Source organism: Emticicia sp. 17c (assembly GCF_037153985.1).
In the GTDB taxonomy this organism is placed as follows: Bacteria; Bacteroidota; Bacteroidia; order Cytophagales; family Spirosomataceae; genus Emticicia.
The window spans coordinates 24,527-40,229 of record NZ_JBBAYI010000018.1 but is presented as its reverse complement, the minus strand read 5'-3'; the positions used below and the strand labels follow the sequence as shown (position 1 = coordinate 40,229).

At 38.2% G+C, this 15,703-nt stretch carries 12 protein-coding genes; 8 read left to right on the top strand and 4 right to left on the bottom strand.

The features are described 5' to 3' along the window. The first annotated feature begins 23 nt into the window (after nucleotides 1-23). The gene (locus tag WAA15_RS23005; protein ID WP_337045202.1) at nucleotides 24-1,016 is read left to right on the top strand and encodes a glycosyltransferase family 2 protein; all 993 of its coding nucleotides are present in this window, start codon (nucleotides 24-26) and stop codon (nucleotides 1,014-1,016) included. Between the two features lie 154 nt (nucleotides 1,017-1,170). Further along, nucleotides 1,171-1,884 (top strand): FkbM family methyltransferase, encoded by a 714-nt coding sequence (locus WAA15_RS23000; protein WP_337045201.1) that lies wholly within the window; start codon nucleotides 1,171-1,173, stop codon nucleotides 1,882-1,884. 95 nt (nucleotides 1,885-1,979) lie between these two features. On the opposite strand, the gene WAA15_RS22995 is transcribed toward WAA15_RS23000, so the two are convergent. Together WAA15_RS22995 and WAA15_RS22990 are read right to left on the bottom strand one after the other, a co-directional pair. Further along, complete coding sequence (locus WAA15_RS22995) at nucleotides 1,980-2,813, bottom strand: anti-sigma factor (protein WP_337045200.1); 834 nt, start codon at nucleotides 2,811-2,813, stop codon at nucleotides 1,980-1,982. A 77-nt stretch (nucleotides 2,814-2,890) separates the two neighbouring features. Continuing rightward, nucleotides 2,891-3,469, bottom strand: coding sequence for an RNA polymerase sigma factor (locus tag WAA15_RS22990; RefSeq protein WP_337045199.1), 579 nt, complete (start codon nucleotides 3,467-3,469; stop codon nucleotides 2,891-2,893). Between the two features lie 271 nt (nucleotides 3,470-3,740). Here WAA15_RS22990 and WAA15_RS22985 point away from each other — a divergent pair, with 271 nt between their 5' ends. The 5 genes from WAA15_RS22985 (at nucleotide 3,741) to WAA15_RS22965 (ending at nucleotide 10,119) form a co-directional block, all read left to right on the top strand. Further along, entirely contained in the window at nucleotides 3,741-4,787 is a 1,047-nt protein-coding gene (locus WAA15_RS22985) for an agmatine deiminase family protein (RefSeq protein WP_337045198.1), read from the top strand. Nucleotides 4,788-4,796: 9 nt separating this feature from the next. Next, nucleotides 4,797-5,150 (top strand): n-acetylglutamate synthase, encoded by a 354-nt coding sequence (locus WAA15_RS22980; RefSeq protein ID WP_337045197.1) that lies wholly within the window; start codon nucleotides 4,797-4,799, stop codon nucleotides 5,148-5,150. A gap of 186 nt (nucleotides 5,151-5,336) precedes the next feature. Continuing rightward, nucleotides 5,337-7,721, top strand: a complete 2,385-nt coding sequence (locus WAA15_RS22975) for a peptidylprolyl isomerase (RefSeq protein WP_337045196.1) — start codon at nucleotides 5,337-5,339, stop codon at nucleotides 7,719-7,721. A gap of 49 nt (nucleotides 7,722-7,770) precedes the next feature. Further along, nucleotides 7,771-9,105, top strand: a complete 1,335-nt coding sequence (locus WAA15_RS22970; protein WP_337045195.1) for a peptidylprolyl isomerase — start codon at nucleotides 7,771-7,773, stop codon at nucleotides 9,103-9,105. Nucleotides 9,106-9,147: 42 nt separating this feature from the next. Further along, complete coding sequence (locus tag WAA15_RS22965) at nucleotides 9,148-10,119, top strand: AAA family ATPase (protein WP_337045194.1); 972 nt, start codon at nucleotides 9,148-9,150, stop codon at nucleotides 10,117-10,119. Nucleotides 10,120-10,292: 173 nt separating this feature from the next. On the opposite strand, the gene metK is transcribed toward WAA15_RS22965, so the two are convergent. Together metK and WAA15_RS22955 are read right to left on the bottom strand one after the other, a co-directional pair. Beyond that, nucleotides 10,293-11,588, bottom strand: a complete 1,296-nt coding sequence (metK, locus tag WAA15_RS22960) for a methionine adenosyltransferase (RefSeq protein ID WP_337045193.1) — start codon at nucleotides 11,586-11,588, stop codon at nucleotides 10,293-10,295. Nucleotides 11,589-12,024: 436 nt separating this feature from the next. Beyond that, a complete protein-coding gene (locus WAA15_RS22955) occupies nucleotides 12,025-12,558 on the bottom strand; it encodes a C40 family peptidase (RefSeq protein WP_337045192.1) in 534 nt (177 codons plus the stop codon). Nucleotides 12,559-12,874: 316 nt separating this feature from the next. Here WAA15_RS22955 and WAA15_RS22950 point away from each other — a divergent pair, with 316 nt between their 5' ends. After that, nucleotides 12,875-15,688: an outer membrane beta-barrel protein gene (locus WAA15_RS22950; RefSeq protein ID WP_337045191.1), complete on the top strand. Its 2,814-nt coding sequence runs from the start codon at nucleotides 12,875-12,877 to the stop codon at nucleotides 15,686-15,688. The last annotated feature ends 15 nt before the right edge of the window (nucleotides 15,689-15,703 follow it).

Here is a 15,703-nt window from a genome sequence, read left to right as displayed (position 1 = left end):
TTGTTTGATTTAATTCCTAGATTATGCCCTCTATATCAGTTCTAATGCCTGTTTTCAATGCAGAGAGATATGTTAGAGAAGCAATTGAAAGTATTTTGAATCAGACATATAAAGATTTTGAACTGATAGTTTTAAACGATGCCTCAACCGATAAAAGTAAAGAAATTATTCTTTCTTTCAAGGACCCCAGAATAGTATATCTGGAAAATGAAAAGAACGGAGGCTTATCGTTTTCAAGAAATCGTTTATTGGCTGAGGCAAAAGGTGAATTTATCGCATGGCTTGATGCCGATGATATAGCTTATTCAGAGAGGTTACAAGAAGAAGTAAGTTTCCTTCAAAACCATCAGGACCATGCAATGGTAGCAGGCTGGGCGAGATTGGTAAATTCGGCAGGGGAGCCTACTGGTGATTTTATTAAATCATTTATACCTAATAAATACCTCTCAGCTTTGTTGCTGTTTGTTAATTATTTTGTGCAGTCGAGCGTCATGATTCGAAAAAGCTGTCTGCCTGAAATACATTATAAGCCCGATTTTCCACCAACCGAAGATTACGAGCTTTGGGTCAGAATAGCAGCCAATTATCCGGTAGCTATTTTGCCAAAAATTCTGGTAGACTACCGTATTCATACCAATAATATCAGTTCAGTACAGCAACAACGCTCTGAGCAAACCGTTAAACTGAATCACAGGCTACAATTGCAGAATCTGGGCCTTGTACCTGATGAGGACGAAATAAATCTTCACTATCATATTGCATTCAGAAAGGCTGATGACATGACATTTTTACAACAAACAGAAACGTGGTTACAGAAAATCAGTAACCAGAATAAAGTAAGCAAAAGGTTTGATACCCAAGCCTTGAATTACATTCTTGCGCATCGCTGGTTAAAAGTATGCACAAGCAATAAGGCACTAGGCATGAAGGCATTGAGCATTTATTTCAGAAGTAGTTTTGCCAGCATTAGTTTTAAAAACATATTTTTGTTAGGAAAATATATATTAAAGGGTTAGAAGGAAAGGGGATTTATTAAAAAAGACATTAAACCTGTAATGATTTAACAGGCTCATTTACAAATTCAGGACCGAAATGTGTTTTGTCTGACACATACACGCTGTTCTGTTGGCATATTCTTGGCTATCGGTTTTACCTCAAATTAAATCATTTATGTATAGTACTATATTTAAACTCTTACCTCTTTTTGATGCAATCAGATTGAATATATTATTACTTGTTAGAAGGTATATCTTTAAATTTGGTAAAGTTACGTTTTCTCAAACAGGAGAAGAGATAATTATTCAGTGGATTTTAAAGGATATAAAAAAAGGTTTTTATCTGGATGTTGGCTGCCATCATCCTTACAAAATATCTAATACTTTTCAGCTATATCTGCATGGTTGGCATGGAATAGTAATAGATGCAAATCCTAAATTAATTGATAAATGGAAACGAAAAAGAAAGCAGGATATCCCTGTTGTTGCGGCAATCTCAGATGAGGTAAAAGAAGTTACCTTCTATGAGTTTAAGGAAAGCGAGGTAAATACAATAGATGAAGCAATGCTAAAAGAATGGAAGCAAAAGTTTAATTATAGGAGTGAAAGAAAGCTGACAACACAAACTTTAACTTCAATTTTAGATAAACACCTGCCACAAAATCAGATAATAGATTTATTAACGGTTGATATAGAAGGAAATGATTTTAATGCCATAAAATCTATTGATTTAACCAAATACCGTCCTAAGCTGATAGTAGTTGAAATACACGGGTTTGATTTATCAACCATTCATGAAAATGAAATTTATCAGTACCTGACAGATAGAAAATATACGCTGGTAAGTTTTGCCACAATGAATGGCTATTTTCTTGATTCAGAAAGGTAATAGACAGTTATTGTAATAGCCTAAAGTACTATTAAAAACCAAAAGCCAGGGCTTTTGGTTTTTAGAGTATGTAAGGTATAAAAGGGTATTTTCTTTTAAATACCCATAACGAAAATATCAGATGTTGGTACTGGGTTGCCGCCTTTCTTTTCAAGTGTAACAGCAAATGCTTTTGGCAGTGGTACCTTTTTTAGCTCCTGCATATTGTTAATAATATCAAATACACCGGCATCTAGTGGTTTATCATCTACAATAGCCCAAAGCTGATACTGCATTCCAGCGGGTGGTTCTGGCAAATTGGGGCGTACCAGATACACTTTATTGGTTTTCATATCTAAAGCAAGCATAACAGTTGAGTTGGGCGAAACTTTCTGGCCCATTAACTTGAATGTCTTTACTTCAGGACTCATGAGCATTTTTACTTCACTGGCTTTCATCATGCCCTCGTTATTTTTTAGTTCCTTTTGTAGCTTAATGTTTTCATTAATAGCCAATGAAAGGTTTTCTTTGCTTGCATTCCAGCGTGTAAGCACATAAACATTTGCCAGTACGCTTCCTAACAGTGCCAATGAGGCTGCAATCCTGATATAACTACTAAAAAATCCGTTTGGCTTGGGTTGTTCCAGAGCCGTTAGCTCAACTTCTTCTCCATCAATGAAATCTATTACTTTTGTCTCTCTTACTGCTGAGCCAGCATTAGTTGTTTCAGCCTTGATAACATCCCAAATCTGATTTTTCAGATATGCAGGAGGTTCTTGGGCATGAGTAAAAGCATAGCTTTCCAGAGCATCTTCGATTGCCCGAAGTTCTGCTTTGATTTCAGGATATTTTATTGCCATTTGCTCCACTTCGGCCATTTCTTCTTCATTAGCCGAACCAAGCACGTAGCTTTCTAAAATACCAGACGCTATGTATGAATGAATATCCATTTTTTTACAGCTTGATTACATAATTAATAATTTAGGTCAAAATATCAAGCATATTTTATTCAAATTTCAGGTAGTCTCTACAAAAAATTAATCAATAAAAGTACTAGTGTTTGCAATAATGTACGTAAAGTATTTACTGCCGCTTTAATTCTGGTTTTTACAGTACCCAGTGGTATATCAAACTCCTCAGCTACTTCTGCCTGAGTGTAGCCTTTATAATAAACCAAATCTATCAACTGTCTGTATTCGGGTTTTAACTTATCAACCACCTTTTGCAAGCCTATGCCGTCTACCTCTTGTATTGTCTGGTACTCGCTATCAATCTGATAAACAACTTTATCTTCCATAGCAATATTCTGAGAGCTATCTCTGAAATCAACAGACCTTACTTTATCAATTGCCAGATTACGGGCAATATTCATCATCCAGGTAAAAATACTACCTTTCGAGGCATCATAATTGTCAATGTTACGCCATATCTTCAGAAAAGTATCCTGAAGCAAATCATCGGCATCGTCATTCGACTGTATAATTTTATTCAGCACACCATACAAAGCACCTGAATAGTTATTATACAGTATATTAAAGCCCCGTTGGTCTTTGTCTTTCAACAAAGCCACTAATTCTTCTTCTGATATGCTAATACGACGTGCCAAACTAATTTTTATCTTGGGCTTAATAAGTTATAATTCCCAAATATGTTATTTATCTTGCATCTTTCCAAAAAAAAATAATATTATTAAGGTTGGCTTCGTCTCGAATTGATATAAGAATAAAATTTCATTTTGTTTTGCACTTCTACATCTATTTACGTTATATTCTGAATTTTGGATTTATTTTATTAGATAATAGCCTTACCTTTGTTTTTTCTTAGATTATTTCTGAGAGATTTCATCAATGTAAAATCTAAAAAATCAGTAGTAAATAGTGCTTAAAACACCCAAACAACAAGGTTTTTTCTTTCCGGCCGAGTGGCATCCACATCGTGCAACATGGTTAAGTTTTCCTCAAAGTTCTGACTCGTGGGATTACGGCGAGCGTCTGGAAAGGATATATCCCTCTTATATGGCTTTTGTAAAAGCCATAGCTGAAAGCGAAAAAGTTTGTATTAACGCCACCAACCAGCAACAAAAAGAGTTAATCATACAGTTACTGGAAAAGTATGAGATAGACCAGAATCAGGTCGAAATTCCTGTGCATGCTACCAATGACTCATGGTGCCGCGACCACGGCCCTGCGTTTCTGATAAATCCTACAACTAAAGAGCGTATGATTGTTGAGTGGGGCTATAACGCATGGGGAGGGAAATATCCACCCTATGATGATGACGACCGCATACCAATAAAAATTGCCGAGTATTTGGGTTTGCCCTACGTAGCACCGGGCATTATCATGGAAGGTGGGTCGGTTGAGTTTAATGGTAAAGGAACCGTCCTGACCAGCAAGTCATGTTTACTAAATCCGAACAGAAACCCTCATTTGAATCAGTCACAGATTGAACAGTATCTGTTTGATTACTATGGGGTAGACCAAGTACTTTGGGTGACAGATGGCATTGTAGGCGACGACACCGACGGCCACATAGATGACACTACCCGCTTTGTGAATGAAGATACAGTGCTTACAGTTATTGAACATAATGCAACTGACGATAATTATCATCCATTGCAGGAAAATCTCAAAGATTTAACAAAGATGCGCCTTCTGAATGGCAAACCTTTAAATATCATAGAATTACCCATGCCTGATGCCGTCCATGATAGTGGCATAAGGCTACCCGCTTCTTATGCTAATTTCCTGATTACAAATGGAGCTGTTATTGTACCAACGTATCGTTGCGATAAAGATGACGTAGCACTGGAAATTATTCAGAGGTGTTTCCCCGATAGGAAAATGATAGGTATTGATGCCACAGAAATTATCTGGGGTTTAGGAAGTTTTCATTGTTTGTCGCAGCAAGAGCCGCTGGTATAGTTTTTTGAAATGTTAAATTATCATAAAAAAATATTTCAATCTGTAAGTAATACAGCTAATGGCGAAGTAAGCGAGCAAACCCTATTTCATTATTTTCAGGAGGGTACAATTGTCTGGGCTGAATATGCAGGTGGTGCAATCATGAAAGGCTTTTTAATAGCCAGAATGCTTGAAAATGGTGTGCTAGATATGCGATATGAGCATATTAACAAAGAAGGAGAGTTAATGACAGGCAAGTGCTGTTCAAGACCGGAAGTACTTGCCGACGGCCGGATACGACTGCATGAAAAGTGGCAGTGGACAAGCGGAGATTTATCGTCAGGGGAGTCAGTTGTGGAAGAAATAATCAATAAAACTTCGTAAAAAGCAGAAATTTCTGTTATTTTTGGTTCCCCGTTCTTTTTGCCTGAAATAATTTATTTCGGCATATTATAAACCCAAACAAAATTAAAGATTCATCACAATAATTTTTAAACCATTAGAGTTTAGTTATTGTAACATAGTGGCATTTTAATATGCCGTTAAGATGATTGAATAGAAGTATTTGTTATGAAGCGATTTTACAAGATATTCCCATATATACTATTAATCTTTTCACAGTTTGCTTGCCAGATTTTAAAAAAGCCATCATCAACAGATAAAACGGCTAAAGATGCAACAAAATCGGCTGGTAATAGTGTGGTACAAGCTGTGCCTGAAACAAAAAATGTGTTATATGCCGAACCCGTTGGGCTTACCGTAGGCACAAGTGAGGTAAAGGTTTCGGATATTAAGCAGGAGATTGAAAAAATAATGGTAAATGATTCTGTTCCGGCCGAAAAAGCATTGGAGCAGGTAATTTATGACCAAAGAATTATTGCAGAGGCTAAAAGAAGAGGCTACGACAACTCGGAAGAATTTAAAGAGGAACTTCAGACATATAAGGGTATTCTAGCCGAGGCGTATCTTACCGACAGCACTACCATTAAAGCACTGCTGAAAGAAACTTATGATTGGCTGTTGCAAGAAGTGAGAGCGTCGCACATTATGTATCAACTACCCGAATTTGCCGAACCTACCGACACCGCAGCTATTTATAATAAACTCATTGATATCAGAAGGAGAGCATTAGAAGGGGAGGATTTCGGTGTATTGGCGCAGCAATTCTCACAAGATAAAAAAACAAGTAGCAAAGGCGGAGAATTAGGATGGTTTACTGCATTACAACTAGTATACCCCCTAGAAAAAGCAGCGTTTAATGTAGCAGTAGGGCAGGTGTCAATGCCTGTCAGGACCAAAGCAGGGTATCATCTCATTAAGGTTTTGGAACGCAGGCCTAACAGTGGAAAAGTATTGGTACAGCACTTGCTGAAAAGTGTACCAGCCAATGCCCCCGATTCGGTATATGCCAAAGAAAGGTATCAGATTGATTCTTTATATACCTTGCTCACAAAAGGAGCTGTGTTTGAAGAATTATGCAAAAAATACTCTGACGACTATAAAACCAGAGATAACGGAGGCTACCTGCCTGTGTTTGGTATAGGCACCCGTGAAGAAACCGCCTTTGAACAGGCAGCGTTTTCATTGAAAGAAGGTGAGGTTTCAAAACCTGTTCGTAGTTCAGCCGGATGGCATATTATCAGGTTATCAAAAAAATACCCGCTTGAGTCCTACGAAGAGCTTTTGCCTAAATTAAAAGAAAAAGTAGTGACCGATTCGAGAGGTGAGCTGGTAAAAGAAAATGCCTTGAATCGCCTCAAAAAAGATATGCAATTTGTTGAAAACAGTGATATAGTTAAAAAAGCTATCGAGGCAGCAGATACCAACCTGTTAAAAAAGAAATGGGGCTATGTATTAAATAATCCCACAACTAACAGCACCATTTTTACTATCAGCAAAAACGAAATCAAAACAAAAGCATTCTATGATTTTGTGATGGACAGACAAATGGTTGAACGGGTTCCTGCGGGGTATACACCAACGATATGGATGCGCAGTTTATACAAGAAATTTGTTGATAAAAACGTAAAAGAATATGCACAGGCGCATCTGGCTGAAATTAACCCTGACTTTAAACTCTTAATGCAGGAGTACTCGGCAAGTTTTCTGAAAGTTCAGTTACTGAACGATTTGGTATACGAAAAATCAGTAGCAGACACTCTAGGCCAACGTGCTTTTTACGAGAAAAATAAGGCTAATTATCAAATGCCTGAAAGAGTCAGCGGAAGCCTGATAGTCGCAAAAGATGCCCAAACTCTGGCTGCCGTAAAGGATATTTTTAAGAAAGGAATGCCGTATCCGCTTAAAAGTACCATGAAAGACCCATTGTATTTTACTAAATTTTCTAGCGATTTAACACCAGAACATAAAAGGATTTTAGCAAATTTGCTGGAAATTATGCGCCTTAATAAAGGCTATGTGGTTGAAATAGGAGGCTATGCCGACCAAAACGAAAACAACACTACTTCGGCTGAGCGTATCGAAAAAGTAAAGAGTTTCTTAACAATGAATGGTTTGCCCATTGAAAGAATCATTGAAAACGATTACGCAAAAACAAAACCAGCCGACAGATTCGACTGGATGAAGAATCAGCGCGTAGTTTTTCAGTTTTACAGCAACTCCAAAAAAGATGTTGAAAAACGCTTTAACCGTAAAGAACCTAACAGCGTAACTATTGAAGATGGTTATTTCAAAAGAGGTGATAACCCTTATGTTGATGCCTTTAAATGGGAAGTTGGTTCGCAGTCGATTATAAAAAATGGCAAGCACATTGACTTATCTATCGAAAAAACTGAACCAGCTCGTTATAAAACATTAAGAGAAGCCCGCGGGCAAGTACTGGCCGATTACCAGAAACAACTCGAAAAACAGTTTAATGAGCAACTGGAGGCAAGGTATCCGGTTAAAATTAATAAAGAAGAAATTGATAAAGTAATAGAAACAAGAAAACAATAAAACCGAAATATCTTACCTACAATATTATAAGTACACTATCATAAAATATATGTTTAAGAAACTAATCTTACTTATTTGCTTGCCAATATTAGCGTTTTCTCAGGATAAACCCATTAATATTGATAGAATTATAGCAAAAGTTGATAACTACATTGTGCTTCGTTCTGAAGTAGAGCAATGGTATATGCGCTCACAACAACAGCAGCAACCTATCTCGAAATGTCAGGCTTTAGAAAGCCTTGTTGTTAACAAATTACTGGTTGCTAAGGCAGAAATTGACTCGGTGCTGGTTGATGATAAAGATGTAGATGCACAACTTACTGCACGTATGCAGCAGATGATTCAGCTATATGGTAATGAAAAAAATATAGTTGACCAGTTTGGCAAAACACTCGAAACCTTGAAGAGTGAGGTGCGTTCGCAGGTAAAAGAGCAGCTAACAGCCCAAAAAATGCAGAACGAAATCACCAAAGGCCTTAAAGTAACACCCAATGAGGTGAAAAAATTCTTTAACCAAATTCCGAAAGATAGTATTCCTGAAATACCAACCGAGGTACAAATCGGGCATATTGTGCGTTATGCCAAAGTAACAAAAGCGCAGAAAGATGAACTTTCGGAGCGGCTGCTCGATTATAAACGCCGGATTCTGGCCGGAGAAAAATTTGAAGATTTAGCTAAAGAATATTCTGAAGACCCAGGCTCACGCCAGTATGGTGGCGATTTGGGGTGGTCAAAAAGAGGGCAGATGGTTCCGCAGTTTGAGGCTTCTGCTATGAAATTGAAACCTAACGAAATATCAGATGTAGTGGAGTCAGACTTTGGTTTGCACCTTATTCAGACACTTGAGCTACGTGGGCAGGAGTTCCATGCCAGACATATTTTGTTACGCCCTGACTATAACCGCCTTGACCTGACACAGCCAACCAGATTCTTGGATAGCCTTCGTACACAAATCGTACGCGACAGTATTAAATTTGAAAAAGCAGCAAAAGATTTTTCGGAAGATAAACAAACGCAGGATGCAGGCGGAATGTTATCTGACCCGCAAACAGCGGCCTCTAAATTACCGCTCGACCAATCGATGGACCCAACCCTTTACTTTACTATCGATAGTATGAAAGTTGGCACGATTACTGCACCTCTGCCATACAGAAGCGAAGACGGTAAAACCGGTGTTCGTATCATTTATTATAAAGCTAAGTATGCGCCTCATATAGCTAATCTTAAAGATGATTTTGAGAAAATTAAAGACTTTGCTTTGATGGAAAAACGAAGCCGAGAAATTGAAACGTGGTTTAAAAAGGCAATTGCTGATGTTTATATAAAAATTGACCCAGAGTTTGAGTCTTGTAATATTTTCGGGAAAGTCCAGACTGATAACTAGCCAAGACACTGACCATAACTAATTCACCCATTCCGTAATTTAATGAGCAAAGTTCAATTTAATTCAGATGTAGAAGCAGCCGACGCCCTCAAAGTTGCTTTTGATAGTTTAAGAAAAGAAATAGGACAAGTAATAGTAGGGCAGGATGAAACGGTTCGTTTATTATTAACAGCTATTTTTTGTCAGGGCCACTGCCTGTTAGTAGGGGTGCCAGGCTTGGCAAAAACCTTGCTGATTCAGACTATTGCATCTGCTTTAGATTTAGACTTTAACCGGATTCAGTTTACCCCTGACCTGATGCCTTCAGATATTCTGGGTTCTGAAACCCTCGATAACGAGCGCAACTTCCGATTCATTAAAGGCCCTGTATTTGCAAATATTATTCTTGCTGACGAAATTAACCGTACGCCGCCTAAAACACAGTCGGCATTGTTGGAAGCCATGCAGGAGTACGCCGTAACGGTTGCAGGAAAAAAACATAACATTGGTCGCCCATTTTTTGTGTTAGCTACACAAAACCCTATTGAGCAGGAAGGTACTTATCCGCTGCCAGAAGCCCAACTCGACCGCTTCATGTTTATGGTGCATCTTGACTACCCGTCGTATCAGCAAGAGTTGAACATCGTAAAAAATACTACTTCTGACAATAAAGTAACTGTAAACAAGGTATTAACGGCCGAACAAATCCTGTATTTTCAGCATTTGGTACGCCGAGTGCCTGTGGCTGATAATGTAGTTGAATATGCGGTAAGTCTTGTACATAAAACCCGCCCAAATACAGAAATGGCCTCTGCAGATACCAATAAATATCTTGACTGGGGGGCTGGCCCTCGTGCTTCTCAGAACCTTATTTTGGCGGCAAAGTGTAATGCACTCGTAAATGGTAAGTATTCGCCTGATATTGAAGATGTAAAAGCCGTAGCCGTTGCTGTTCTTCGCCACCGTGTGGTAAGAAACTTCAAAGCTGAAGCTGAGCATATTTCAGTAGAAGAAATCATCAAACGAATGCTTTAATCGGTAGAACTCATAATTGTAGCTATATAAGCCAGTGAAGGAAACTTCGCTGGCTTTTTTTTGGCCAAACGTCTAATGTTTTTTATTGTATTTTCAGAATATATTGAAAATTATGTATAAAAAAAATAAGGAGCTTTAACTCCTTATTTTTTTATAATATGTTTATATCGCTATTAGTTAATACCAAAAGCCTCTTTTACTTTATCAACGTAATCAAGTTTTTCCCAAGTGAAAAGTTCAACTTTTACAGTTTTTTCACCTTCAGGGCCTTTAAATACTTTATCAACCCAAGCTGACTCTCTGCCCATGTGGCCATAAGCCGCAGTTTCTGAGTATATCGGGTTACGAAGTTTCAGGCGTTGTTCGATAGCATACGGGCGCATATCAAAAACCTTCTCAACAATTCTGGCAATTTCTCCATCAGTAAGTTTTTTACCGTTTTCGCCTTTTACTTTCGCAGTATTATAGGTATCAATAAAAATACCACAAGGTTTAGCAACACCAATGGCATAAGATACTTGTACAAGTACTTCGTCACAAACACCTGCCGCAACCAGATTTTTGGCTATGTGGCGAGTAGCATAGGCGGCCGAGCGGTCAACTTTTGAGGGGTCTTTACCCGAGAATGCACCACCACCATGCGCACCTTTACCACCGTAAGTATCAACAATAATTTTACGGCCTGTCAAGCCTGTGTCACCATGTGGCCCACCAATAACGAATTTACCCGTAGGGTTAATATGGTAGGTAATCTGGTCGTTAAATAGTTTACGTAACGACGGCTTCAATTTTGCTTTTACACGTGGAATAACATATCCGATAATATCTTTACGGATAGTAGCCAGCATTGCCTCATCTGCGGCGAAGTCATCATGTTGTGTAGAAACAACAATGGTATCAATTCGGATAGGCCTGTTATTATCAGCATATTCGATAGTTACCTGTGACTTGGCGTCAGGGCGAAGGTATTTAATACGTTTGTTTTCGCGGCGGATGGCCGAAAGTTCCTGCAAAATTTTATGCGCTAGGTCTAGGGCAAGTGGCATGTAGTTGTCTGTCTCACGGGTTGCGTAGCCAAACATCATTCCTTGGTCGCCTGCTCCTTGAGCTTCAGCTTTTTCTTCAAAATTTCTTTCATCAGCCAGGCGGTCAACACCACGGTTAATATCAGCCGATTGGTCATGGATAGCCGACAAGATACCACATGAGTTGGCCTCAAACATATATTCTGATTTAGTATAACCAATTTTTGCGATTACATCGCGGGCAATTGTTTGTACATCAAGGTAGGTTTTTGTTTTTACTTCACCTGCCAAAACTACCTGACCAGTCGTTACCAATGTTTCGCAGGCAACTTTAGAAGCTGGGTCAAACGCCAAAAAGTTATCAATAAGAGCGTCAGAAATTTGGTCAGCAACTTTGTCTGGGTGTCCTTCCGAAACTGACTCGGAAGTGAATAAATACGCCATAAATCTTACTTGGTTTTAAATGATTTGCAAATAGGTGTATGCAATAAAACTCTGTGCAGAAGTTAAAAAGAAACTTTTTTGACAACTAAGATAGGTATCTCTTATTGCCCGCATCTTTTTACCACCGTAGTGTTTCTACTCGGTTGGGTCTCCGCAAAACTGCGAATTTCTTGATACTTGCACAAAGTACGCTATTTAGTAAAACAAATGCAAAATTTAGCTTGAAAATATATCTAAAATACGTGGCTTAGGTTCTTAAAATTATCTCTAAATAAATTTCATATTGGACAAATTATCTGCCTAACCAGTAATATTAACGATATTTTACCTTTATTTGTAAATGCCCACCCGTAAATATAATGAGTTACTTTCGTAAGAAAGTAACTCATTATTTGGGTAACTAAATATTTGGTAAATGAATATTTGGTAAAATTCATTATTGGCAACCTTTAAGGCTGTCAATCACTCGGCGTATACCAGCAAAATGTTTACTGTAATAACTTTCTTTTAGATAGCTGATACAAACCCCTTTTTGTCTGGCAGAATGAATGAATCTAAGCCCATTTTTATCTGACTCCAGTACGATGCCTACGTGTGAAACAGCTTCTTTACTGCCATTAATCTTGAAAAAGATTAAGTCGCCCGGTTGGGCTTCTTCTGGTGAAGTATGGTACCCCAGCTTAAAGAGGTCAGAACTGCGGTGCCCTACTTTCATACCAAACTTGGCAAATACGTAGTTGACTAAACCGGAGCAATCGAAACCTTTAGGTGCTTTTCCACCCCATAGGTAACGGATGCCGATAAATTTTTTGGCGAATCGTTGTAGGTCGTCGGTTAATTTTGAGTACTCTGTTTTTTCAGAAACCTCTCGTGTTGTAGTTGATTTAGATTTAGAAGAGGGCGGGTCGGTGGCTTTTCCTGCCACAGACGTGACGACTAGCAACGAACCAAGTAAATATTTCTTTAGCATTACTTATTTAATTTGGTTCTACTACAAAAATAGGCAAATACAATGCCTATGACAAAATAAACGCTAAAAATCAGTCATTTATTTTTACTTAAGTACGGAAAAGTACAATTTTTTTGTAAAATGTGTTGGTCTTTTGTAAAAAAACTGCCTCAATTTGTAAAAATAAATCGTGCCATATAGGGCTTATGTAAAAGATTAGTTAAAAATGGTTAAAATTTGATTTCGTTTGGAAAATATATCTATCTTCGCAGCGTTATGAACTAAATAATTAGTTATTACTAATCGCCTATTCTAAAATTTCTATTTAACAACTCGTATGAAAAAGCAGTTACTTATCATTGCTGTGCTTATGCATGCAGTATTGTTTGCATTTGCTCAAAATCCAACCAAATTTAATATCAAAGGGGTAGCCATCGACTCGGCTAATGTACCCATGCCCTTTGCCACCGTCATGCTCTTGCAACCCAAAGACTCTACACTCGTGAATTTCGGACGAACCGACGAAAATGGAGCTTTTGAGTTTAAAAATGTGAAAAAAGCCAACTATCTCTTAAAAATTTCCTTTGTTGGGTATGTGCCTTTTCAGAAAGAAGTTACTCCTGTTGATGGAGCCGTAAACGATTTGGGAAGCCTGAAATTAAAACCTATTGCCCGCGAATTGATGGAAGTAGTAGTGAAGACAGCCCGCGCACCTTTAAATATTAAGGGTGATACCATCGAATACAACGCCGCTTCATTTAAAGTGCCACCCGGCTCAACTGTCGAAGACCTACTCCGAAAGCTACCCGGTGTACAAATCGATCAGGATGGTAACATTAAAGCGCAGGGGCAAGATGTAAAAAAAGTTACTGTTGACGGAAAAAGTTTCTTCGGAAGTGACCCCAAAGCAGCCACTAAAAACCTTCCTGCCGAAGCCATTACAAAAGTACAAATCTTCAATGATAAGTCAGAACAGGCCAAAGCAACTGGTGTTGACGATGGCAAGAAAGAAAAAACGGTTAACCTTGAACTGAAAGATAGTTTCAAAAAGGGTGGTTTCGGAAAAGTTACGGCAGGTATCGGTACCGACGAAAGAGCTGAACTGAAAGGAAACTATAACCGATTTGATACCAAACAGCAGTTCTCAATTGTAGGGTTGGGTAATAATATTAACCAGACAGGTATTTCGAGAGATGATTTTCAGGATTTCAGAGGGAGTCAGGCTTATAACTGGGGCGATGAAGCCGATTTTGGTTTCAGTAGTGGCGTAAGATATTTCTATGACAACGACACTGAAGAAAGCATAAGTATTCCGATTGGCGGACGTAATTTTCAGGGTTTTTCAGAAAACTATGCTGGTGGAGCCAACTATAACTATGACACTAAAAATACAAAATTCAGCTCAAACTATTATTACAGCCAAACACAACAGATTGTAAGCAAAACACTAGAGAGAGAGAATTTTCTTCAGAATAATACTTCATTCAAAAATTTTGAAAATAGTACTCAAAACCGTATCAGCCGTAATCATCGGGTGAGCTTGCGCTTCGAAAAAACGCTTGATTCGCTAAATACACTTGTATTAATTGGTAATGGCAGATTCGGTAACGGAACAACCAAATTTAACAGTGTTCAGGAGTTTTTCAGAGAAGATGGCTCTCAATCAAATAGAACCAGTATTAATAATGCCAGTGAATTTAACTCAGGAGCAGTAGCCTTAATTGGGTTGTATCGCCACAAGTTTAAGAAAAAAGGAAGAAATTTCGCGGCCAGTATTACTTATAACTATAATGATTCGGACGGAGAAGCCACCCAGAACTCCAATAACCAGTTATTCGGGCCTTCTACCGGAGCTATTCCGGCCAATATTAATCAGATAAACTTTACAAGTAGCCCGCGCCATCTGGTTAAATCGAGTTTGCTTTTTGTTGAACCACTATCGAAGAAATTCTTTTCTGAAACTTTCTATAACTTTAGCCTGCGTCGTGATGCAGTGGATAGAAATGTTCAGACAACCGATGCTATCAGAATAGACTCGCTGAGCAATTATTACAACAACGATTTTATGTATAACCGTTTCGGAACAAACGTCAGATATAACCATAAAGGCGTAAATATCTCGTTTGGTTTGGCCGCTCAGCATTTTCATTTTGCAGGAAACTTTGCCAGAAGCAAAACATCAACCGATATACAAAAAATCAATCGTGATATATTTGCTTTAGTACCAGCGTCGTCGGTGAGTATCGACCTTAAAAATAACAGATACATCTGGGCTGATTATGGTAAAGAAGTAAGCGAACCTGCCATTAAAGACTTACAGCCAATCATTGACAACAGTAATACGTTATATATCAGAGTCGGAAACCCCAACTTGTTGCCTATGAGTACCCATAGAGCCTACGTAGGTTATAATATGTTTAACCCTGCCAGTTTCACGAATATGTTCTTCAATATTTATTATAACTATAACGTGAATCAGGTTATTTATAACCAAACCGTTGACCCCATTACGCTAGTTACCACAGCAAAACCAACCAATATATCGGGTGGGCAAAACTGGGGTTCGTATCTGGGCTTTGGTTTCCCGCTTAAAAAAACCAAAAGTACTTTAAACCTGAATGGTGGTGCTAACTTATCTAAAAGCCTGATATATATTAATAACGTACTGAACGAAACCCATAACGATGGCTACAATTTTGGTTTCCGACTTGACCTGACCCCGAGCGATAAGTTTACGTTCTATGCTAATGGCAACTTCGGTATTACAAATACCAAGTATTCTATTAATAAAACACAAAATCAGCAGATATTTAACCATACTTTAGGTGGTGAAATGAACGTGGCTTTGCCGAAAGATTTCTATTTCAGTTCAAATCTGAATTACAGAATTTATCAGAACGAACGCTTCGGGTTTAATCAGCATATCCCGATTCTCTATGCGTCTGTATATAAATTGTTAGGGAAAGCCAAAAAAGCCGAAATACGTTTGTCGGGGTATGATTTGTTAAAGAAAAATGTGGGTATTAACCAATATGCCTATCAGAACTTCGTTTCACAAGAACAGACACAAACGCTTTCAAGATACTTTATGTTGAGCTTTACTTATAACGTAAGAGGCGTAAGTGCTAAGATGCGTCGTCAGGGCTGGTAATAAAATCAATAGAAT